Source organism: Embleya sp. NPDC020630 (assembly GCF_044334985.1).
In the GTDB taxonomy this organism is placed as follows: Bacteria; Actinomycetota; Actinomycetes; order Streptomycetales; family Streptomycetaceae; genus Embleya.
Genome location: NZ_JBIRUB010000009.1, coordinates 82,797 through 102,602, shown reverse-complemented (window position 1 = coordinate 102,602; position 19,806 = coordinate 82,797). Strand labels below are relative to the sequence as shown.

Sequence of the window (19,806 nt, the reverse complement as noted above, 5' to 3'; positions counted from 1 at the left end):
CCCTTGGTTGACCTTCCCCCTGGGGCAGGCCACACCATCGGTGGGGCCGGGCAACCGGCGCGCGTGGAACCGGTGACGGGATACCGCCTGTACGCGCCGCAACAACTCGAGCACCTGTCCCGGAGGGATTCAGCCATGACCGCACCCGCCCGACCCCTGGGCATTCGCTACGCCGCACTGTCCGACACCGGCCTGGTCCGCCCCACCAACCAGGACACCGCGTACGCCGGGTCCCGCCTCCCGGCCGTCGCCGACGGCTACGGCACGGCGGGCGCCGAACCGGCGGGCGCGATCGGGGCGGCGGGGCTCACTCGACCAGGGCCGGGGTGAAGTAGTCGCGCAGCCGGGCGATCCTGCCGTCCCGGACGCGGAAGATCTGGACCAGGCACACCGCCGTGTCCGCCTCGCCGTCCTCGCCGTCGAAGACCGAGTCGATCTCGGCGATGAAGACGTCGGGGTCGGAGGTGATGTGCAGGACGTAGCCGGACTTCTCGAAGTTGGGCGCGGGCCGGTCGGTCTTCGCCTGCTGCTCGTAGTGGGCCGCCATCGCGCTGCGGATCCGCGCCCGGCCCACCAGTCGCCGGGGGAAGGCCGCGTCGGCGGGGACGAGCGGGGCCTCGAAGACGCCGTCCTCGGTGAAGCACTCGGCGAGGGCGTCGGCATCGCGGGTCACGGTTCCCGCGTGGATGTACCTACCGAATACCTCCTGCGGCGTTGCGGACACCACAACCTCCTTGGACGTGAACATCGCGGACGCGGATACCGCCCACCTCATCACAACGCGGCCCGCCGAGACCTCGATTCTCGCGACCTCTCACCCCTGCGGTACCGGTGCCGCGGGGGCGATTCGGCTGGATTGCCGCCTTGTTCGGCGGCCGGGGGCGGCCGATACTGACGTGAGGTCGCCGGTCCTGTCGCGGGGCGGGCGGGCGTGTGCGTCCGCCGTGGCCGACAGCCGCCTGCCGGAGGGGGAGACCGCTCGATGGGTAGGGGAGATCTGCGTCGGTTCCACCGGGATCCGTTGGGATTTCTCGACGGACTGTCCCGCGCTCGTGCCACGGATGTCTTCCCACTGCCCTGGGGCGGTTGGTGCGTGGGCGACTCGGACCTGGCCCTGGTGGTGCTGCGCGATCCGGAATTCAACGCAGGGCTGTCCACCTTCTATGGCGACCTGTTGCCCTCGCGATCCGCCCAGATCGCGCTCGGCCACACGATACGCAACACCATCCGACCGCGATTACCCGACTATCGGCGGAACTTGGCCGAGGCGGTGGCCGAACTCCCCACGAGCGCACGGTGGCCCGAGGCCGGCCCCGCGCTGGTATATCGATGTCTGGCCGACCTGCTGCTGCATTCGACGTCGCCCCCCGAACTGCGGCTCCTGCTGGCGCGATCCGTCGGCGCCGGTCTGCTGATCCGCTCGCCCACCATCCGCGGCCGGGTACGCACGGAGCTGCTGCGCCCGAGGCTGTTCGCGGCGCTGACCCGGGACATCGCGCGACGCCGGGCACGCGGCGTGGATCCGGGCGAGCCGCGCGATCTGCTCGACGCCGTCATCGGCGGTTGTCCCGAGGAGACGCGGGACCCGGTCGTGGCCGAGCTGTACCTGCTGCTGTACCGGTCGATCGTGGGCAACGTCGGCTACGCCGTGGCCTGGAGCGTGCTGCTGGCCGGTCTGCACGGCGTGCCGGGCGAGCCGTGGCCGTGGCCCGCCGAGTGGATCGTGCGCGAGGCCGCGCGGCATCGTCCCTTCGTCTGGATGGTGGGCCGCCCGACGCCGCACGCGGTCGAGTTCGGTGGTGTGGCGCTGCCGCCCGGCACGATCCTGTCGGTCAGCCCCTACCTCCTGCATCACGACGAACGGCGCTGGAGTCGGCCCGATCTCTTCCGGCCCGAACGCTGGGCCGAACCGCAGGCGTGCGGCCCGTATCTGCCGTTCAGCACGGGCCCGTTCGTGTGCGGCGGCGCCGTCATCGCCCAGACCATGGCCACCGACACGGTGGCGGCGCTGGCCGACGACGCCCGCCTGAGCGTCGTCGGCGGTGCGGCGCGGCCGGTCGTGACCAACGCCGCCGCGCCGCGCCCGTTCACCCTGAGCCGCACCACCAAGTCCCCCACCAGTTCGCCCGCTTCGAAGAGGAGGTGACCACCATGATGGCCGTCATCCGGCGCATTCTCACCAACACGCCGCCGCTGATCTGGAACCCGAAGGACCCGTGGCGCTGACCGCGCCCGACCCGAGCGGCCCGCACGGCGGAAGTACCCACGCCGTGCGGGCCGTTCATCCCGCCGGAGCCCGTTCGGGCCCGGCCGGGCGACGCGTCCCCGTCCGCCCCCGTTGTCTCGCGGACGGGAACGACGCGGCCTCAGGTGGTGTATCCGCCGTCCACCGCGAGGGTGGTGCCGGTGATGTATCGACCGCCCGGGCCCGCCAGATAGGCCACCGCGGCGGCGATGTCCTCGGCTTGGCCGTAGCGGCCGAGGGCGGTGAGGGATCGTTGGAAGTCGGCGCTGTCGCCGTCGGCGGGGTTCATGTCGGTGTCGATCGGGCCCGGGTCCACGAGGGTGGCCGTGATCCCGCGCGGACCCAACTCCCGGGCCAGGCCCTTGGTCAGCCCGAGCAGCGCCGACTTCGCCGTCGCCTGGAGCACGAAGTTCGCCCCGGGGACCCGCCCGTTGAAGCACGATCCGATGCCGATGATCCGCCCGCCCTCGCCCATGTGCCGGGCCGCGGCCCGTGCCGCGGTGAACACGGAGCGGATGTCCACCGCGAGCACCCGGTCCAGTTCCGTGTCACAGACCTCGGTGAGCGGGCCGTAGGTGAGGAAGCCCGCGTTGTTCACCAGGATGTCGATGCGGCCCAGTTCCGCGACCGTGCGCTCGACCGCCTCGGCCGCGGCGTCGGGCTCGGTCAGGTCCGCCCGTACGGCCACGGCCCGCCCTCCGGCCGCCTTGATCTCCTCGACCACCGCGCGCGCCCGGTCGGCCGCCTCGACGTAGGTCACCGCGACCGCCGCCCCCTCGCCCGCCAACCGCTTCGCGATCGCCGCGCCGATGCCTCGGCTGCCGCCGGTCACCAGTGCCACCCTGCCGGTCAGGTCACCCATCGTCGTCTCCTCCTCCTGCGTGGACGCTGTGTTCGTCGTGCCGGCACAGTAGGAGTTGACATCAGTGTCAGGTTCAAGCGGTCGTTCACGGCGAGGTGCGGACATGCGGATCGGCGAACTGGCCCGGCGCAGCGGGGTGAGCGAGCGCTCCCTGCGCTATTACGAGGCCCAGGGCCTGCTGCGCGCCGAACGCACCCCCGGCGGCCAACGGGAGTACGGCGAGTGGGCGGTCGACCGGGTGATCCGCATCCAGACCCTCTACGCCGCCGGCCTGCACAGCCGCAAGATCGCCGAACTGCTGCCCTGCATCCGGGACACCGACGGCCGTGCGAACGAGAGAGCCACGCCGGTACTGCTGGTCAACCTCACCGCGGAGCGCGAGCGGATCGACACGATGATCACCGATCTGCTGCGCTCTCGCGACGTCCTCGACGAGGTGATCGACACGGCTTCGGAGGGCGTGCCCTCCGAGCAGGCCGGCCGCGAGCTCGGCCTCGGCGCCGGGCTCGGCCGCCGAGGCTGAGCTCGCGGCCGGCGCCGTGCGGGTCAGCCCGCCGTCACATCGGCCAGGAAACCCGTCACGGTGGCGACGTACAGCTCCGGGTGGGTCGTGTGGGGAACGTGTCCGGCGCCGTCCAGTGTGCGGATCCGCGCGTGTGCGATCGCTTCGGCGAGGCCGCCGACGATCTTCGCGTACCACGGCGGGCTGGTCGTGCCATAGCTCAGCAGCACGGGAACGGTGAGCGCGGACAGGCCGGTGACGTCGATTTCGTCCCAGTGCGGATCGTTCAGCTCGTCGAGGAACGTGCCCGCGTTGCCGACGAAGGTCTCGCGTGCCCGCTCGGGCAGCCGCTCCCACATCCCCGGCCCGAGCGCGACCTCCTCGACGAACAGGTGCGCCCCGCCCCGGTCGTCGCCCGCGCTCAGCCGCTCGACCACCGCGTCGATCCGATCCTGGGCCACGCGCATCAGCGGGCCGAGTTGCGGGTCGTTCGCCACGGTCGCGAACAGCGGCGGCTCGTGCGCGACCAGGCTGCGGAACAACTCGGGTCGGCGCGCGCCCAGTCCGAGGGCCGTGGAGGCGCCGAAGGAGTTGCCGACGACGTGCGCCGGTCCCAGGTCGAGCCGTTCGAGCAGCGCCGCGAGGTCGTCCTCGTCCTGCAAGCGGCTGCCCGGTCCGGTCCCGCCGGTACTGCGGCTGTGGCCCCGGCGGTCGTACACGAGCACGCGGTAGGAGGCGGCGAGCGCCGGGAGGATCGGCCCCCAGCCGGTGTGGTCGGTCCAGGAGCCGTGGACCAGGACGAGCGGGTCGCCCTCGCCCGTGACCTCGTAGTACAGATCCGCGCCGTTCAACCGTACGTGTGGCATGCCGCTTTCTCCTTGCTCGGGCCGTGGGGAGGATCCGCCGTTCGGCGTCTCGGTAACCCGCGAACGCGCGTCCGGCCTTCCCGGACGCCGGCGTCCCCCGCACGGAGCAACACTGTCATCCGCGCCGCTCCGGCGGGGACTGGGAATTGGGCGCAGCGGGTGAATTCCGCGCGGGGCCCTTACGCCGTGCCCGGTCGGGGCGACACAATCGTGCGACTCGAGACGAGGGGGCGAATCCTGTCCGTGAGCGACGTCTTTCCCGAACGGGTCCTGCCCGCGGGCCCGATCACTCTGCGACCGTTCACCGCCGGCGATGTCGAGGACACCCGAACCGCCTGTGCGGACGAGGTGATCCAACGCTGGATACCGCTGCCGCGCCCGTACTCGCCACAGGCGGCCGTCGACTGGTGTACGAAGACGGCGCACACCCGGCGCGAGTCGGGCGACGGCATCCACTTCGTGATCGCGGACCCGGCCGACGACCGACTGCTCGGCGCGGTCGGGCTGCGCCGCACCGACTGGGACGACCTGGTCACCGAGGTGCGCCATTGGGTCGCCCCGTGGGCTCGCGGACGTGGGATCGCCGCCCGGGCCACCCGCGCGCTCGGGCACTGGCTGCTGATCGAGCAGGGCTTCGAACGCCTCGAACTGCGAGCCGCCGTCGGGAACATCCCCGCGCGCAAGACGGCCGTCAGGGCGGGCCTGCACCGGGAGGGCATCCTGCGCAACGCCGGCCGCCTGCACGGCGGCCGGGTCGACGTCGTGCTGTACGCGCTGACCCGCTCCGACCCGTAGGCGCCGCCGCCGCGCCGTCCTTGACCCGGGGCCGGCTCAACCCAGTTCGGCCAGGTCCCGTTCGGTCAGCCGCAACGCGCCGGCGGCGATGTTCTCCTCCAGGTGGGCGAGCGAGCCGGTCCCGGGGATGAGCAGGATGTTGGGCGAGCGGGCCAACAGCCATGCGAGCGCCACCTGCGACACGCTCGCCCCGTGGCGCGCGGCCACCGCGTCCAGGCGGGCGGCCGCCAGTGGTTGGAAGCCGCCGACGGGGAAGTACGGGACGTAGGCGATGCCCGCCGCCGCGCAGGCGTCGACCAGTGCGTCGTCCTCGCGCCGGGACAGGTTGTACAGGTTCTGGACGCACACGATCGGCGCGATCGTCCGGGCCTGGGCGAACTCGGCGGCGGTGACGTTGGAGACGCCCAGGTGCCGGATCAGGCCCTCCTCGCGCAGCGCGAGCAGGGTTTCCAGGGGCCCGGCCAGGGGGGTCAGGCTCCGGTCGAGGTCGCCCATCCGCAGGTTCACCACGTCCAGGCGGTCCACGCCGAGCGAGCGCAGGTTCGCCTCGACGCCGCGGCGCAGGTTGTCCGGCGTGAGTCCGGTCTTGTGCGCCGCCGGCCGCGCCACGTCCGCACCTTCGACCAGTGCGCCCACCTTGGTCACGATCACCAGGTCGTCGGGGTAGGGGTGCAGCGCCTCCCGGATCAGCTCGTTGGCCGCGATCTTGTCGCGCGCGTAGTAGTTGGAGGTGTCGATGTGGTTCACGCCCAGCTCCACGGCCCGCCGCAAAATGGCCAACGCCGTTTCCCTGGCGGGTGGTTCGCCCTGCGGCCACCCGGTCAACCGCATCGCCCCGTAGCCGATCCTGGCGACGCTCGTATCGCCGCCCCATGTCCATCGCTGTGTGATCACGGGCGACACCCTAACGGCCTGGCAACCACTTGCCGATGTTTGCCGCAGGGCTCCCATCGGCCCCATTCGTCCCCCCGCCCCCGGAACCAATCCTCTCGAAGCACCACCAAATCCCCCCGACGACCTCGTCCCGGCGACACCGGCGGTGCTTGTGTCGGACATCGGCCGTGTAGTGCGATGGCTCCCATGGTCTTTCCCATGACGAAGAGACGAGTCACCCCACTGGTCGGCGCCCTGGTCGCCGGCTGCCTGTTCGCCGGCGCGCCGGGTGCCCACGCGGACGCCGCCGCCGGTCCGAACGGCACACCGTCGGCCGCGGGCACGCCGCCGAGGCTGGGCATCGATCTCGACACCGTGACCATCCCGGAATTACAAACCCGCATGGCACGCGGATCGTTGACCTCGACCGCGCTCACCGGCGCCTACCTGTGGCGGATCAAGACCGTCGATCCCACGATCAAGGCGGTGTTGCGCACCGACCCGACCGCGCTGCGCCAAGCCGCCGCCAGTGACGCCCGGCATCGGCGCGGGCAGAGCCGGGGTCCGCTCGACGGTATCCCCGTCCTGCTCAAGGACAACGTGAACACCCGCGACCTGCCGACCACCGCCGGCTCGACGGCACTGGCCGGCAGCCCGCCCGACGCCGACGCGGTACTGGTGAGCCGGCTGCGCGCCGCGGGGGCGGTGATCCTGGGCAAGACCAACCTGTCCGAATGGGCCAACTTCCGTGGCGCCAGGCCCACTTCCGGCTGGTCGGCGGTGGGCGGCCAGACCCGCAACCCGTTCGTCCTGGACCGCAACCCCTGCGGCTCGTCGGCCGGTTCCGGCGCCGCGCTCGCCGCGTCGTTGGCGCAGGTGGCGATCGGCACCGAAACCGACGGTTCGATCGTGTGCCCCTCCGGGGCGAACGGCGTGGTCGGCGTCAAACCCAGCCTGGGCGTGGTCAGCCGATCCGGCGTGGTGCCGATCTCCGCCGAGCAGGACACCGCCGGACCCATGGCCCGCAACGTCACCGACGCCGCGCTGACCCTGGCGGTGCTCGCCGAGGGCCGGATACCGCGCCCGGCCGACCCGTTCGACCTCACCGCCGCCTCCGCCCGACCCGACGGGCTGCGCGGCAAGCGCATCGGGCTGTGGCGCCTGCCCACGCTCGGCCCGGACGTGGACGCCCTGATGACCCGCACCGCGGCGCGCCTGCGCGCGGCGGGCGCCGAGGTGATCGAGGTGAAACTCCCCTACCAGGAGCGCATCGGCGAACTGGAATTCCCGGCCCTGCTCAGCGAGTTCCACCGCGACATCGACGCCTACCTGGCCACCCGCGAGGGCCCGCGCGATCTCGCCGCGCTGATCGAGTTCAACCGCACCCACCCGGCCGAGCAGACCTGCTTCGCCGGCCAGGAGCTGTTCGAACAGGCCCTGGTCGCGCCGCCCACCACCGACCCGCGATACCGGGCGATGCGCGCCGAGTTGACGGACCTGGCCCGCCGCTCGATCGACGAGACGCTGGCCGCCGAACGGCTCGACGCCATCGCCTCGCCGACCAACCCGCCCGCCTGGACCACCGATTGTGCGCGCGGCGACAACGATGTGATCCCGTCCTCGACTCCCGCCGCCGTGTCCGGATACCCGTCGATGTCGGTACCGGCGGGCGCCGTCGGCGAACTCCCGATCGGCCTGCTCCTGATGACCGGCAACCTGCGCGACGGCGAACTCCTGTCCCTGGGCGCCTCGATCGAGCACCACCTCCACGCCTGGCGCGCCCCGCGGTACCTGCCGACCATCGGCTCCTGACGCCCACCGACGGGCCCGCCCGAACCTCCGTTCCCGGCTGGGCCCGTCGGCTCGCCCCACCCGAACTCCCGCCGCCGCAAGGCGGCGTCGCGCCGATCGGCGGCACCGAAGCAGCCGGGCGCCCCATGCGGACCCGGACCCCCCGGAGGGGCCGGGTCCGCATGGGGCGCCCGGCTGCGCCGTTCGTGCGTCCGTGCGCCCTTGACCGGGGTCCGGGCTCGGCCGATCATGGCCGCCCTGCCTTCCGATCACCGTCGGCGGCGGTCGCACCACACGCGGGCTCCGGCCTCGCGACGAAAGGGGCCATCGTGCACGTCTCCTCCGGAATCGATCTCTTCGACGACGCCGTCCTCGCCGACCCCTACCCGACCTACGCCCGACTGCGCGAACTCGGCCCCGCCGTACGGCTCGACGCGCATGCCGTCTGGGCCCTGCCGCGCCACGCGGCCGTCGCCGACGCGCTGCGCGATCCGATCGGCTACTCCAGCGAACGGGCCCTGGCCCTGACCGAGCAGGTCAACGAGCGGGTCCTGACCGACACCGTGGTGGGCACCGACGGCGCCGCCCACGCGCGCCTGCGCCGGGTGCTCTCGCGCCAACTCGCCCCCAGGGCGCTGAAATCCCTCACCGCCGGCATGTACGCGCACGCCCGCGCACTGGTCGACGCGCTCCCGCGCGGCGAGGTCTTCGACGGCGTGGCCGACCTGGCCGCGCCGTTCGTCTCCGGCACGGTCATGCGCCTGATGGGCTTACCCGACCGGGACCGCGCCCGGCTGCTCGACCTCGCCGACGCGACGTTCGACACCTTCGGCCCCGATATCGCACGTACCCGGGCCGCGTTCCCGCGCGCCGAGGAGATGTTCGCCTACCTCGACCGCTTCGCCGCGCGCGGGCGGGTGGCGCCGGACAGTTGGCTCGGCGCGATCCACGCCGCGGCCGACCGGGGCGACATCGACGAATCCCAGGCCGTCCCGCTGATGCTCTCCTACACCGTCGCCGGCATGGACACCACCATCCACGCCGTCGGCACCGCCCTGCACCTGCTGGCCGCACACCCCGCGCAGTGGCGCCTGGTCCGCGAGCGCGCCGTCCCGGGCGACGCGGTCTTCGCCGAGGCGCTGCGGATGGAGGCCCCGATCCAGTGGTTCGGCCGCCGCGCCACCCGCGACATCCGGATCGGCGACACCGTCGTGTCGGCCGGCGACCAACTCCTCCTGCTCTACGGCTCGGCGGGCCGCGACCGGGCCAAATGGGGCCCGAGCGCCGACACGTTCGACATCACCCGCCCCGACAGCCGCGACCACCTCGCACTCGGCCTCGGCGTGCACCAGTGCGCCGGCAACCACCTGGCCGTCCTCGAACTCGACGCGGTGCTCACCGCCCTGGGCGACCGCTTCCACACCCTCGCCGCCGCGCCCGACCGGGCGCCCACGCGACGGGTCCACAACATCCTGCGCGGCCTGCACACCCTCCCGCTCGTCGCCGCTTAGCCCGTCGCACCGCACGGCCCGCCCACCGCGGATCCCGACCGGTACAGCCGATCCGGTCGGGATCCGCGGGCGGGTCCGGGCTACGGCGCGGGAATCGCGGAGAGTTCGTCGGTCAGGTCGTCCAGACCCAGCGACCCCTGCGACAGCGCGCTCATGTGCCACGCCTTCAGGTCGAACGCCGCGCCCTGCGCCCGCCGGGCGTTCTCCCGGCCCAGCAACCACGCGCGTTCGCCGAGCTTGTAGCCGATCGCCTGGCCGGGCATGGTCAGGTAGCGGGTCAACTCGCTGTCCACGAAGGCGTCGGGGAGGCCGCTGTTCGCGCCGAAGAACTCCTGCGCCAGGTCCGGGGTCCAGCGCTCCCCGGGATGGAACGGCGAGTCGGCCGGGATCTCCAGTTCCAGGTGCATGCCGATGTCGACGATCACCCGCGCGGCGCGCATCATCTGCGCGTCGAGGTAGCCCAGGCGGCGCTCGGCGTCGGTGAGGAAGCCCAGTTCGTCCATGAGGCGTTCCGCGTACAGCGCCCAGCCCTCGGCGTTGGCGCTGACCACCCCGACGGTGGCCTGGTAGCGGGACAGGTCGCCGGCGATGTGCGCCCACTGGGCGAGCTGGAGGTGGTGGCCGGGGACACCCTCGTGGTACCAGGTCGACACGAGGTTGTAGACCGGGAACCGGTCGCGGCCCATCGTCGGCAGCCAGGTCCGGCCGGGGCGGCTGAAGTCCTCGGACGGCTGGGTGTAGTACGGCGCGGCGGCGCTTCCCGGCGGGGCGATGCACGACTCGACCCGGCGCACCCGCTCGGCGAGGTCGAAGTGGGTGCCGTCGAGGTGCTCGATCGCCTCGTCCATCAGGGCCTGAAGCCAGGCCCGCACCTCGTCGACGCCCTCGATGTGCGTACCGTGCTCGTCCAGGTGCGCGAGCGCCACCCACGGCGTCGCGGCGCCGGGCAGGACCTTCTCCGCCTCATGGCGCATCTCGCCGAGGAGGCGGTGGTACTCCGACCAGCCGTAGGCGTAGGCCTCGTCCAGGTCGAGGTCGGCGCCGTTGAAGTACCGCGACCACACGGCGTACCGCTCGCGCCCGACGACCTCGGGGGCGTCGGCGACGGCGGGGGCGTACACGTCGCGCATCCAGTCGCGCAGCTCCACCACGGCGGCGGTCGCCGCGCGTGCGGCCTCGTCGAGTTCGGCGCGCAGGGCCTGCGGGCCGGCGGCGGCGAAGTCCTCGAACCAGCCGCGCCCGTTGCCGTCGGTGTCGGCCCACTCGCCGAGCTGGGCGACACACGCCCCGGTCGGGCGGGGCGCCGCGTACAACTTGCGCTCCAGGCCCAGCTCCAGCGACTCGCGGTAGCCCGAAAGCGCGTGCGAGACCGCACGCAGCCGCTCGACGATCGCGGCCCAGTCCGCGTCCGTCTCCGCGGGCGTCACGGTGAACACCTCACGCACGAAGTGCATCGGCGTGCCCATGTTCCCGACGGTCCGCAGCCCCTCCCCGCTCTCGTGCACGGCCAACTCGGCCGTCAACCGCTCACGCAACAGCCGCGCACACCGCCGCTCGACCGCCACCTCCGCCCCATCCCGCCGCTCGGCCTCGGCGAGCGCGGCAAGCGTGTCGCGAGCCAACGCGGCCCGCGCCTCCTGCCCCTCGGGAGACAGATCGGGCAACCGCCCGGAACACTCCGCAACACCGAGAAACGTCCCCATCACGGGATCGAGCACAACGAGTTCGTCGACATAGGAGTCGGCAACCTGACGCGGAAGCGGAACACTGTTGACTGACATACCCCCATCCTCATACGCCGACAACCCCCACGTCACCCGGGTTCCCCCACCATCCACCCCAACCCCCACCCGAACACCCCCGCGAAAGCCCGAACATGCGCCCCACCACCCACGACCCCGACTACGTCGCCTTCGTCGCCCGTCGCATTCTCGACCACGTACGAGAAGCACCCGAACTCGCCACGTTGGCGGCGCCGTTGAGGTTCGAGACCACACCGCGCGGCATCGTGATGCGGCCCCCTCCGGGCGCGGCGCACGGGGACATCCTGGACAACCTGCGCTCCTTCCTCGCCTCCCTGCCGCGCGACGGCGCCGCCGAGCGGGCGCTGCGGGAAAACACCTCGGTGGAGTTCGGCGCGTCCGAGCGCACCCCCGACCTGGTCGTGTTCGACCCGTCCCGCCGCGTCCTGGTCCGAGCCGGCAAGGCCATGTCCCCCGCCGGGATCCTGATGCTGGTGGAGGTGACGTCGAATTCCACCCGACGCGAGGACCTCGACCGTGACGACCCGGCGGCCAAACCACGCCAGTACGCCGCGAGCGGCATCCCGCTGTACCTGGTCGTCGACCGCCGCAGGGCCGAGGTGCTGCTCTTCCGCGACGCGATCCACGGCACCTACCCGGCTCCGACCGTCTTCCACGTCGGTGAACCCGTCTGGCTCCCCAAACCCTTCTCCGCCGCCTGGCCCACGGAGTTCATGAAGGACCTCCTCTGACCCCCGCCGTCCGCGCTGACCGCCCCGGGGGCTTGTCGGGGGGTGGGTGGGTGGGGAGGATCCTGGGATGGGACGGGTTTATGACGATGCGCGGTTGGCCGGGGTTTATCAGGTCGGGAACGAGATGCCCGCGGAGGCGCTGCGGGTTTGGGCGGAGGTGATCGGGGCGTTTGCGCCTCGGCCGGGGCCGGTGGTGGTCGAGATCGGGGCGGGGACCGGGATGTTCTGTGCGGCGTTGGCCGAGTGGGGGCACGCGTCGCGCGTGGTCGGGGTCGATCCCTCGGTGGCCATGCTCGGCGAGGCCCTGCGGTACAACGCCCATCCCCGGGTGCGCTACGTCGCCGGCAGCGCCGACGCGGTGCCCACGCGCGGGGGGCTGTTCGACTTGGCCCTGCTCTCGCGCGTCGTGCACCACCTGCCGGATCGTCGCGCCTGTGCCCGCGAGTTGGCGCGCGTCCTGCGGCCCGACGGTGTCGTGGTGATCCGTACGACCTTTCGCGAGCGCCTGGACGCACTCGTCTACCACTACTGGCCCCGCCTTCGGGACAGCGACGAACGGCGGTTCCCCGGACGGGAGGAGGTCGTGGCCGACTTCGCCGCCTGCGGGTTCGCGCTCCGGGAGATCGACTCCCTCGCGCAGCCGGTCACCGCGAGCCTGCACGAATTCCACGCACGGATGACCACCCGACCACAATCGAAGTTCACCCGCCTGACCGACGCCGAGTACGACGAGGGCCTGCGCCGGCTGGCGATCGACGCCGCCGCCGAACCCGAGGACGCGCCCCGACCGGTGCAAGAACGCTACGACATCGCGGTGTTCGCTCGCACGAGTGGGTGAACTGCCGGACTGCTGAGGGCGGTTCGAGGACGATGGGCCGCCGCCCGGATGCGGCGTCCCGTCGCGTGGTTGTGCGGAGGTGCGGGCGCCGCCGAGCACACACCTCCGCGCGTCTCAGCGGGACCGGCGCAAGGACATCGGGTCGATTCCGCCGCCGTCGATGGCGAATGTGGTGCCGCGCGTGGCGAAGTACGGGGTCAGCATGTCCGCGAACGTCATCACGTCGACCCGCTTGACCAACTCGGCCTCGGCCGCCGTCCATTCGTCGCAGCCGGCGACGTCCGGCTTGCTCATGGCCAGGCCCACCCGGCGCTGGTACTCGGGGTTGTCGACGCCGCCGAAGTTGAGCCCGTCGGGCGCCTTGGCGCCGCTGAAGAAGGGCACGAGCTGGTCGTGCTGGGTCAGCGTGATCGGCGTCCAGGAGATGTCCCACTGCCCGGAGGCCAGCACCTCTCCCGTGATCCCGGCGGTGAGCGGCCGACGGTTGACCTTGACCCCGAACGAGCGCCACTGGTCGACCGCCAGCTCCACCGCGGACAGCAGTTCCGAACCGGCCGTCGCCGAGTAGGGCAGCACGATGGACAGTTGCCTGCCGTCCTTGGTCCAGTGCCCGCCCGACTTGGTCCACCCGGCCCCGCGCAGCGCGGCCGCCGCGCGCGCCGGGTCGTGCGGCGGGATGTTGGCGCTCACCGCGTCCGCCGGGCAGGTCGGCAGCATGGTGACCGCGACCCGGGTCGGCGCCGAGCCCTTGCCGCCGGTGGCCACCGCCCCCAGCTGCTTGAGGTCGAGCGCGGCGGTCAGCGCCCAGCGCACCGCGGGATCGGCGGTGACGTGATCGGGCGCCTCGTTGTACAGGAACATCCCGTACGGGTCGCGCTGGACGCGGTACTTCAGCCCCGCCGCGGTCAGCCGGACCCGGTCGGCGCCGGTCACGGAGGCGATGTCGAGCTGCTTGCCCAGCAGCAGGTTGGCCCTGGTCGAGGGGTTGGCGACGACCTTGAACACCAGCCGCTCGGGCAGTTCGGTGGAGTTCGCGCCGCCCGGCCCCCAGACGTATTCGGGCCGCTTGGTGTAGGTGAAGTGGTCACCGGTCGCAGCCTCGACGAGCCGGTAGGGGCCGGTGCCGTCGGTGGCGTGGTTGAGCGAGTCGGGCGCCGCGAGCGCCGAGGGGCACACCAGCGGCAGTTGCGAGGCGCCGCGCAGCAGGAACGGGGTGGGTTCGGGGGTGCGCAGGACGAGCGTGTTGGTGGCGTCGTCCGCGGTGGCGACCGTTCCCGGCGTCACGGCCAGGCCGTACAGCGGTGAGGTGTTCTTCGGGTCGGCGATGTAGTTGTACTGCGCCGCGACGGCGGACGCGGTCAACATCCGGCCGTCGCCGCACCGCACGTCGCGCCGCAGGGTGAACGTGGCCGACAGCGGATCGGACTCCCACTTCTCGGCCACGCCGGAGACGATCTGCCCGTCGACCGTGGTGTTGACCAGCGCGTCGTAGGAGAACCGCGTCATCAGCGAGGTGATCTTGGACAGCGAGGTGAGCGGAGACAGGTTGGCGGGGTCCTCGGAGATACCGATCGTGATCGTGTCGCTCCCGCCCGCGCTCGACGCTCCGGTGCCGCCGCATCCGGTGGCGAGCATCCCCACGGCCACCGCGCCGGCCGCCGCCCGCGCGGCGCCTCTCATCGTGCACCACCGGCGGGAACGGCGGAGCGCGTACGCCCTTCGCCCCCCGATGCGGCGGCGATCGACGTACGAATGTTCGGATCCACCGTCCGGACACCGGACCCGACCGCATCGGATCGTCCCATGCTGGATACCTCCTCGGAGAACGGCGCGACTGCCGCAGTGGACGCTCAGGGTAGGCAGCGCCCGAACACCTCGAATCGTCGCCGCGGACGAAGAGCGATCACCGAATCCGTCCGAATCGCCAACCCGAGACGCCACGATGCCGGGCAGTCTTCACGCCATCCGCCGCGCGCCTCCGCACCGAGAGCCCACTCGGTCCAACCAGGCATGCCATTTGCCTAAATACATTAGGCATGCACATAATTCATTCAGGTGAATCCGAGAGTGGATGAGGAGGCCGGGCATGGCGCGCGTGGGGTTGACCACCGAAAACGTGGTGCGAGCCGGAGCCGAGCTGGCCGACGAGATCGGATTCACGCAGGCGACGCCCGCGGAGTTGGCCCGGCGACTCGGCGTGCGGACCGCGAGCCTGTACTCGCATGTCGCCAACGCCCACGACCTCAGGACCCGCATCGCGCTGCTCGCGCTGGAGGAACTCGCCGACCGGGCCTGCGCCGCGATCGCCGGACGCGCGGGCAAGGACGCGCTGACCGCCTTCGCGAACGTCTACCGCGACTACGCCCTCGCCCACCCGGGCCGCTTCGCCGCCGCGCGATACCGGCTCGACCCGGAGCCGGCCGCCACCGGCGCCGGCGTCCGGCACGCGCGGATGATGCGCGCGCTGCTGCGCGGATACGACCTGGCCGAACCGCACCAAACGCACGCCGTCCGGCTGCTGGGCAGCGTCTTCGCCGGCTTCGTAGACCTGGAGTCCGCCGGCGGCTTCGAGCACAGCTCCCCCGACTCGCAACAGAGCTGGACCGCGATCCTCGACGCGCTCGACGGCCTGCTGCGCACCTGGCCCACCACCTCCTGACCCCTCCCCCGCCACCTCCGCAGAACGAAGAGACCCAGCCCATGCACACCCCGTACGCCCACACCACCACCCCCATCACGCCCGACCTGCTGCGCGGCGCCCTCGACCTGGAGCACACCGAACGCGGCGTGATGCCCCACCGATTGCCCGCGCACGCCCGCCGGCAGATCCCGGACGGGCAACTGGCCATGGCCGAGTCCCAACCCTCCGGCGTACGACTGGCGCTGCGCACCCGGGCCGCCGTCCTCGAACTGGACGTCGTGGCCGGCAAGCGTGTCTACCCCGGAGCCCCGCCGCGCCCGGACGGCGTGTACGAACTCCTCGTCGACGGAAGCCTCACCGCTCGGGCGAGCGTGCCCGACGGCGACACGCTCACCATCGACCCGGCCGGCGGAACCGCACACACCCGGCCCGGCCCGGTGCGCACCCTGCGCTTCACCGACCTGCCCACCCACGACAAGCACGTCGAGATCTGGCTGCCGCACGACGAAAGCACCCAGCTGGTCGCTCTGCGCGGCGACGCCCCCATCCACGCGGCACCGGCGCACGGGCGCAAGGTGTGGCTGCATCACGGCAGTTCGATCAGCCACGGCTCCAACGCGACCACCCCGACCGGGACCTGGCCGGCCCTGGCCGCGGCCCGAGGCGGCGTGGAGCTGATCAACCTCGGCTTCGGCGGCGGCGCCCTGCTCGACCCGTTCACCGCCCGCGCCATGCGCGACACCCCCGCGGACCTGATCAGCCTCAAGATCGGCATCAACATCGTCAACGCGGACCTGATGCGGCTGCGGGCGTTCGGCCCGGCCGTGCACGGATTCCTCGACACCATCCGCGACGGACACCCCGACACCCCGCTGCTGGTGGTCTCGCCGATCCACTGCGCCATCCACGAGCACACCCCGGGGCCGTGCGCCGTGGACCCGGCCGCGTTCGGCGAGGGGCGCCTGCGCTTCGTGGCCACGGGCGATCGTGCGCAGGTCGCCGCCGGGCGGCTGACCCTGACCGTGATCCGGGACGAGCTGGCCCGGATCGTCGCACGGCGCGCCGCCGACGACCCGAACCTGCACCACCTCGACGGCCTCGACCTGTACGGCGCGGCGGACCAGGCCGAACTCCCGCTGCCCGACGACCTGCACCCGGACCCGGCCGCCCACCGGCGCATCGGCGAACGGTTCGCCCGCCTCGCCTTCGGCCCCGCAGGCCCCCTGTCCGCCGGGGCCGGTTGACCTCGCCGTCGCCGCTACGCCTGCAATGCGGCGATTTCCGCCTCGAACAGCAGCTCCGGGTCGAACTCCATGCCGACGAAGTGGCCGGCGAGTTCCAGGGACAGCACGCCGTGCAGCCGAGTCCAGAAGATCAGGGCCCGGTGCAGCACGGCCGGCGGCGCGGGGTGCTCGCCCGCCCAGCGCCGGTGCCGCGCCAGGTGCGCCTCCAACGCGGTCGTGGCGTGCTCGGCCGGCGGTTGCGCACTCCACATGTCGAGCAGAGTGGTCATGATCTCGGCGGAGATCGCGGTGATGTCGTCGGGGGCGTGGTAGCCGGGGACGGGCGTGCCGTAGATCAGCAGATAGCGCTGCGGATCCGCCAGCGCCCACCGGCGCATGGCGCGCGCCGTCGCGGCCACGTCGGCGCCGCTCTCGAAGGCGACCCGGACGGCGTCGGCCATGCTGCGGTACGCGTCCCGGATCAACTCGGTGATCAGCTCGTCACGGCCGGCGAAGTAGCGGTAGAGCGCGGGCCCGCTCATGCCCATCTGCTTGGCGATCGCGTTGAGCGAGAGCGCGGACGCACCCGCCGTGGCGATCTGCTCCCATGCGTGTTGCTTGATCTCCGTCCGCACCTGCGTCCGGTAGCGCTCACGCGGGGTGTTCGCCTCGGTTTCCGCCATGACCCGCCACCTTTTCGCACACGCAGCCACATCCCCGCATTTCAGTTAGAAGCTATCACAAACCTGAACGTCCTTCCGGAAGCCACCGCGCAGGCCCACCCGCCACAGGCCCCCGCCCACCTACCGCACCCCCGCGCACACGTCGCCGATCGCCTCGTCCAGGATGCCCAGCCCGAGCGAGAGTTCGTCCTCGGTCGCGGTCAACGGCGGCGCGATCCGGAACACCCCGCCCATGCCCGGGAGTTGCACGATGTTCATGTGCAGCCCCAACTCCAGGCAGCGCCGGGTGACCCGCGCGCCCAGCTCGTCGGAGGCGTGCTTCGCGTCGTCCCGGTCGACGACCAGTTCGAGGCCGGCGAGCAACCCGCGACCGCGGATGTCGCCGACCACCGGGTGACGCTCGGCGAGTTCGACCAGCCCCCGACGCAGGAACGCGCCCAGCGAGCGGGCCCGTTCGTCCAGCCGATCCGCGATCAGCACGTCCAGCACGGTGTTGCCCACCGCCGCCGGCAGCGGGTCGGCGACGTGCGTGGTGAAGAACAGGAACCCCCGCTCGTGCGCCCGCTGTTCGATCTCCGCGCTGGTGACCACCGCGGCCAGCGGCAGCCCCGCGCCGAGCGTCTTGGACAGCGTGAGGATGTCCGGCACGACGCCGTCGCGCTCGAACGCGTACCAGTCCCCGGTGCGACACAGGCCGGTCTGCGCCTCGTCGAGGATCAGCAACATCCCCCGCTCGCGGCACTTGTCGCGCAGCGCCGCCAGGTAGCCGAGCGGCAACTCGATGATGCCGCCCGAGCTGAGGATCGGCTCCACCAGGCACGCGGCCAGACTGCCGGTCGACTGCGCGTCGATCAGGTCGAACGCGAAGTGCAGCTGCCGCCGCCAGTCGAGCGTTCCGTCCGCCGCGACGAAGTCCGGCCGGTACACGTTCGGCACCGGAATGGCGAAGTTGCCGGGCGCGCCCGGCCCGTAGCCCTTGCGTCCCGCGCTGTACGTCGCGGACGCGGCAGCCTGGGTCATCCCGTGCCAGGACCGCGCGAACGAGACGATCTCGTGCCGGCCGGTGACCAGCTTGGCCATCCGGATCGCCGCCTCGTTCGACTCGGCGCCGGTCGTCAGCAGCAACACCTTCTCCAACGGATCCGGCAGCGTCCGGGCCAGCCGCCGGGCGAGGTCGACCACCGGACGGCTGAGCATGCCGCTGTACAGGTGGTCCAGGGTCGCCACCTGCCGCCGCACGGTGTCCACGATCGCCGGGTGCGCGTGGCCCAGGATCGCGCTCATCTGCCCGGAGGTGAAGTCGAGGATGCGCCGGCCGTCGGCGGTGAACACGAAGCTCCCGGCGGCACGGTCGATGATCTCGCGGGTGAACTCGCCGCCGTAGCGCACGAGATGCCGCTCGGCGTCGGTCCAGAACGGGTCGGCGAAGGACGACGAGGAAGTGGTCGAAGCAGCCATGTCCCGACGGTAGGTCGGGCCCGAAGCACACGTCCAGCGCACGATTGTGGCCTCGCTGTTCGGCTCTGCCGTACAACAATGGCGAGATGATGAACCCCTGGCGGCTGCGGCTGCTCAGCCAACTGCACACCCTCGGTACCGTCCGCGCGGTCGCCCAGGCGGCCAACCTGAGCCCGTCCAGCGTCTCCCAGCAGCTCGCCGTCCTGGAGGCCGAGACACACACCCGCCTCCTGGAGCGCACCGGCCGCCGGATACGGCTGACCTCGGCCGGACTGATCCTCGCCCACCGCGCCCGAGCGATCCTCGACCACATGGACGGCGTCGAGGAGGAACTGCGCGGCTTCGCCGACGAACCGGCCGGACTGGTGCGCCTGGGCGCGTTCCAAAGCGCCATCCACTCCATGGCGGTGCCCGCGGTGACCCGGCTGGCCCGCGAACACCCGCGCCTGGACGTGCAGTTGCTGGAGCTGGAACCGCACGAGAGCATGCCAGCGCTGCGCGTCGGCGACGCCGACGTCATCATCACCACCACCGACTTCGACGAACTGCCGCTGGGCCCCGACCTCGACCTGGTCCCGCTGGGCACCGACCCGATCGTGCTGGTGGTCCCGCCCGGGCATCCCGCCGCCGGGCGCGGCACCGCGGACCTGGCGGCCTGCGCCGACGAGCCGTGGGCGTTCGACATACCGCAGTCGTACATGGCCAACCTCGCGCTGCGCCTGTGCCGCCGCTCGGGCTTCGAGCCTCGGGTGGTGTGCCGGTTCAGCAACTACATGATGACGCTCCAGCACGTCGAGGCCGGATTGTCCATCGCGCTGCTGCCGGGCCTGGCGGTCGACCACCGCTATCGGGTACTCACCCGCGAACTGGCCACCCCGCAGACCCGGACGATCACGGCGGCGATCCGCCGGGGCTCACCACAACGCGCCGCGGTCCGGGCGGTGCTGGACGTACTCCGCGACCGCCCGCAAGCACCACCGCCGCCGGGCCGCTCCTGACACATTGATAATGTTATGCGCGTAAG

18 protein-coding genes and 1 pseudogene are annotated in these 19,806 nt (G+C 72.1%); 11 read left to right on the top strand and 8 right to left on the bottom strand.

The annotated features are described in order from the left end of the window. Positions 1 to 3: 3 nt before the first annotated feature. Positions 4 to 315 (top strand): annotated as a pseudogene (locus ACH4XV_RS28510) (hypothetical protein); the annotation flags it as partial. Here the strand turns inward: ACH4XV_RS28510 and ACH4XV_RS28505 are convergent. Continuing rightward, positions 308 to 724, bottom strand: coding sequence for a nuclear transport factor 2 family protein (locus ACH4XV_RS28505; RefSeq protein ID WP_395794621.1), 417 nt, complete (start codon positions 722 to 724; stop codon positions 308 to 310). The pseudogene ACH4XV_RS28510 and the gene ACH4XV_RS28505 sit on opposite strands and share 8 nt — an antisense overlap. A gap of 369 nt (positions 725 to 1,093) precedes the next feature. Between ACH4XV_RS28505 and ACH4XV_RS28500 the strand changes: the two genes are divergently transcribed. Beyond that, positions 1,094 to 2,146: a cytochrome P450 gene (locus ACH4XV_RS28500; RefSeq protein ID WP_395794619.1), complete on the top strand. Its 1,053-nt coding sequence runs from the start codon at positions 1,094 to 1,096 to the stop codon at positions 2,144 to 2,146. Positions 2,147 to 2,366: 220 nt separating this feature from the next. Here ACH4XV_RS28500 and ACH4XV_RS28495 read toward each other — a convergent pair whose 3' ends face one another. After that, positions 2,367 to 3,107, bottom strand: coding sequence for an SDR family oxidoreductase (locus ACH4XV_RS28495; protein WP_395794617.1), 741 nt, complete (start codon positions 3,105 to 3,107; stop codon positions 2,367 to 2,369). 103 nt (positions 3,108 to 3,210) lie between these two features. On the opposite strand from ACH4XV_RS28495, the gene ACH4XV_RS28490 reads away from it, so the two are divergent. Continuing rightward, complete coding sequence (locus ACH4XV_RS28490; RefSeq protein WP_395794615.1) at positions 3,211 to 3,630, top strand: MerR family transcriptional regulator; 420 nt, start codon at positions 3,211 to 3,213, stop codon at positions 3,628 to 3,630. Positions 3,631 to 3,653: 23 nt separating this feature from the next. Here ACH4XV_RS28490 and ACH4XV_RS28485 read toward each other — a convergent pair whose 3' ends face one another. Next, positions 3,654 to 4,475 carry an alpha/beta fold hydrolase gene (locus ACH4XV_RS28485; RefSeq protein ID WP_395794613.1) on the bottom strand — a complete coding sequence of 274 codons (822 nt, stop codon included), beginning with the start codon at positions 4,473 to 4,475 and terminating at the stop codon, positions 3,654 to 3,656. A 243-nt stretch (positions 4,476 to 4,718) separates the two neighbouring features. On the opposite strand from ACH4XV_RS28485, the gene ACH4XV_RS28480 reads away from it, so the two are divergent. Continuing rightward, the gene (locus ACH4XV_RS28480) at positions 4,719 to 5,270 is read left to right on the top strand and encodes a GNAT family N-acetyltransferase (protein ID WP_395794611.1); all 552 of its coding nucleotides are present in this window, start codon (positions 4,719 to 4,721) and stop codon (positions 5,268 to 5,270) included. Positions 5,271 to 5,306: 36 nt separating this feature from the next. Here ACH4XV_RS28480 and ACH4XV_RS28475 read toward each other — a convergent pair whose 3' ends face one another. After that, complete coding sequence (locus tag ACH4XV_RS28475; RefSeq protein ID WP_395794609.1) at positions 5,307 to 6,164, bottom strand: oxidoreductase; 858 nt, start codon at positions 6,162 to 6,164, stop codon at positions 5,307 to 5,309. A 198-nt stretch (positions 6,165 to 6,362) separates the two neighbouring features. Between ACH4XV_RS28475 and ACH4XV_RS28470 the strand changes: the two genes are divergently transcribed. After that, a complete protein-coding gene (locus tag ACH4XV_RS28470) occupies positions 6,363 to 7,955 on the top strand; it encodes an amidase family protein (protein ID WP_395794607.1) in 1,593 nt (530 codons plus the stop codon). Positions 7,956 to 8,263: 308 nt separating this feature from the next. Further along, positions 8,264 to 9,445 (top strand): cytochrome P450, encoded by a 1,182-nt coding sequence (locus tag ACH4XV_RS28465; protein WP_395794605.1) that lies wholly within the window; start codon positions 8,264 to 8,266, stop codon positions 9,443 to 9,445. A gap of 80 nt (positions 9,446 to 9,525) precedes the next feature. On the opposite strand, the gene ACH4XV_RS28460 is transcribed toward ACH4XV_RS28465, so the two are convergent. Beyond that, positions 9,526 to 11,226: a DUF885 domain-containing protein gene (locus tag ACH4XV_RS28460; RefSeq protein WP_395794603.1), complete on the bottom strand. Its 1,701-nt coding sequence runs from the start codon at positions 11,224 to 11,226 to the stop codon at positions 9,526 to 9,528. Between the two features lie 95 nt (positions 11,227 to 11,321). Between ACH4XV_RS28460 and ACH4XV_RS28455 the strand changes: the two genes are divergently transcribed. Together ACH4XV_RS28455 and ACH4XV_RS28450 are read left to right on the top strand one after the other, a co-directional pair. Further along, positions 11,322 to 11,939 carry a Uma2 family endonuclease gene (locus tag ACH4XV_RS28455; RefSeq protein ID WP_395794601.1) on the top strand — a complete coding sequence of 206 codons (618 nt, stop codon included), beginning with the start codon at positions 11,322 to 11,324 and terminating at the stop codon, positions 11,937 to 11,939. 67 nt (positions 11,940 to 12,006) lie between these two features. Next, the gene (locus tag ACH4XV_RS28450) at positions 12,007 to 12,777 is read left to right on the top strand and encodes a class I SAM-dependent methyltransferase (protein ID WP_395794599.1); all 771 of its coding nucleotides are present in this window, start codon (positions 12,007 to 12,009) and stop codon (positions 12,775 to 12,777) included. A gap of 114 nt (positions 12,778 to 12,891) precedes the next feature. On the opposite strand, the gene ACH4XV_RS28445 is transcribed toward ACH4XV_RS28450, so the two are convergent. After that, positions 12,892 to 14,457: an ABC transporter substrate-binding protein gene (locus ACH4XV_RS28445; protein ID WP_395794597.1), complete on the bottom strand. Its 1,566-nt coding sequence runs from the start codon at positions 14,455 to 14,457 to the stop codon at positions 12,892 to 12,894. Between the two features lie 406 nt (positions 14,458 to 14,863). Between ACH4XV_RS28445 and ACH4XV_RS28440 the strand changes: the two genes are divergently transcribed. Then, positions 14,864 to 15,436 carry a TetR/AcrR family transcriptional regulator gene (locus tag ACH4XV_RS28440; RefSeq protein WP_395794595.1) on the top strand — a complete coding sequence of 191 codons (573 nt, stop codon included), beginning with the start codon at positions 14,864 to 14,866 and terminating at the stop codon, positions 15,434 to 15,436. Between the two features lie 41 nt (positions 15,437 to 15,477). Continuing rightward, positions 15,478 to 16,662, top strand: coding sequence for a GDSL-type esterase/lipase family protein (locus ACH4XV_RS28435; RefSeq protein WP_395794593.1), 1,185 nt, complete (start codon positions 15,478 to 15,480; stop codon positions 16,660 to 16,662). Between the two features lie 14 nt (positions 16,663 to 16,676). Here the strand turns inward: ACH4XV_RS28435 and ACH4XV_RS28430 are convergent, their stop codons facing one another. Then, complete coding sequence (locus ACH4XV_RS28430; RefSeq protein WP_395794591.1) at positions 16,677 to 17,324, bottom strand: TetR/AcrR family transcriptional regulator; 648 nt, start codon at positions 17,322 to 17,324, stop codon at positions 16,677 to 16,679. A 120-nt stretch (positions 17,325 to 17,444) separates the two neighbouring features. Next, positions 17,445 to 18,782, bottom strand: coding sequence for an aspartate aminotransferase family protein (locus ACH4XV_RS28425; RefSeq protein ID WP_395794589.1), 1,338 nt, complete (start codon positions 18,780 to 18,782; stop codon positions 17,445 to 17,447). 86 nt (positions 18,783 to 18,868) lie between these two features. Here ACH4XV_RS28425 and ACH4XV_RS28420 point away from each other — a divergent pair, with 86 nt between their 5' ends. Continuing rightward, entirely contained in the window at positions 18,869 to 19,780 is a 912-nt protein-coding gene (locus tag ACH4XV_RS28420) for a LysR substrate-binding domain-containing protein (protein WP_395794587.1), read from the top strand. Positions 19,781 to 19,806: the final 26 nt, after the last annotated feature.

Coding starts and splice junctions, on each gene's coding strand:
- ACH4XV_RS28495 (WP_395794617.1), bottom strand. CDS start 3,107: ATGGGTGACCTGACCGGCAGGGTGGCACTGGTGACCGGCGGCAGCCGA.
- ACH4XV_RS28420 (WP_395794587.1), top strand. CDS start 18,869: ATGATGAACCCCTGGCGGCTGCGGCTGCTCAGCCAACTGCACACCCTC.
- ACH4XV_RS28425 (WP_395794589.1), bottom strand. CDS start 18,782: ATGGCTGCTTCGACCACTTCCTCGTCGTCCTTCGCCGACCCGTTCTGG.
- ACH4XV_RS28435 (WP_395794593.1), top strand. CDS start 15,478: ATGCACACCCCGTACGCCCACACCACCACCCCCATCACGCCCGACCTG.
- ACH4XV_RS28460 (WP_395794603.1), bottom strand. CDS start 11,226: ATGTCAGTCAACAGTGTTCCGCTTCCGCGTCAGGTTGCCGACTCCTAT.
- ACH4XV_RS28430 (WP_395794591.1), bottom strand. CDS start 17,324: ATGGCGGAAACCGAGGCGAACACCCCGCGTGAGCGCTACCGGACGCAG.
- ACH4XV_RS28485 (WP_395794613.1), bottom strand. CDS start 4,475: ATGCCACACGTACGGTTGAACGGCGCGGATCTGTACTACGAGGTCACG.
- ACH4XV_RS28445 (WP_395794597.1), bottom strand. CDS start 14,457: ATGAGAGGCGCCGCGCGGGCGGCGGCCGGCGCGGTGGCCGTGGGGATG.
- ACH4XV_RS28455 (WP_395794601.1), top strand. CDS start 11,322: ATGCGCCCCACCACCCACGACCCCGACTACGTCGCCTTCGTCGCCCGT.
- ACH4XV_RS28490 (WP_395794615.1), top strand. CDS start 3,211: ATGCGGATCGGCGAACTGGCCCGGCGCAGCGGGGTGAGCGAGCGCTCC.
- ACH4XV_RS28450 (WP_395794599.1), top strand. CDS start 12,007: ATGGGACGGGTTTATGACGATGCGCGGTTGGCCGGGGTTTATCAGGTC.
- ACH4XV_RS28470 (WP_395794607.1), top strand. CDS start 6,363: ATGACGAAGAGACGAGTCACCCCACTGGTCGGCGCCCTGGTCGCCGGC.
- ACH4XV_RS28440 (WP_395794595.1), top strand. CDS start 14,864: ATGGCGCGCGTGGGGTTGACCACCGAAAACGTGGTGCGAGCCGGAGCC.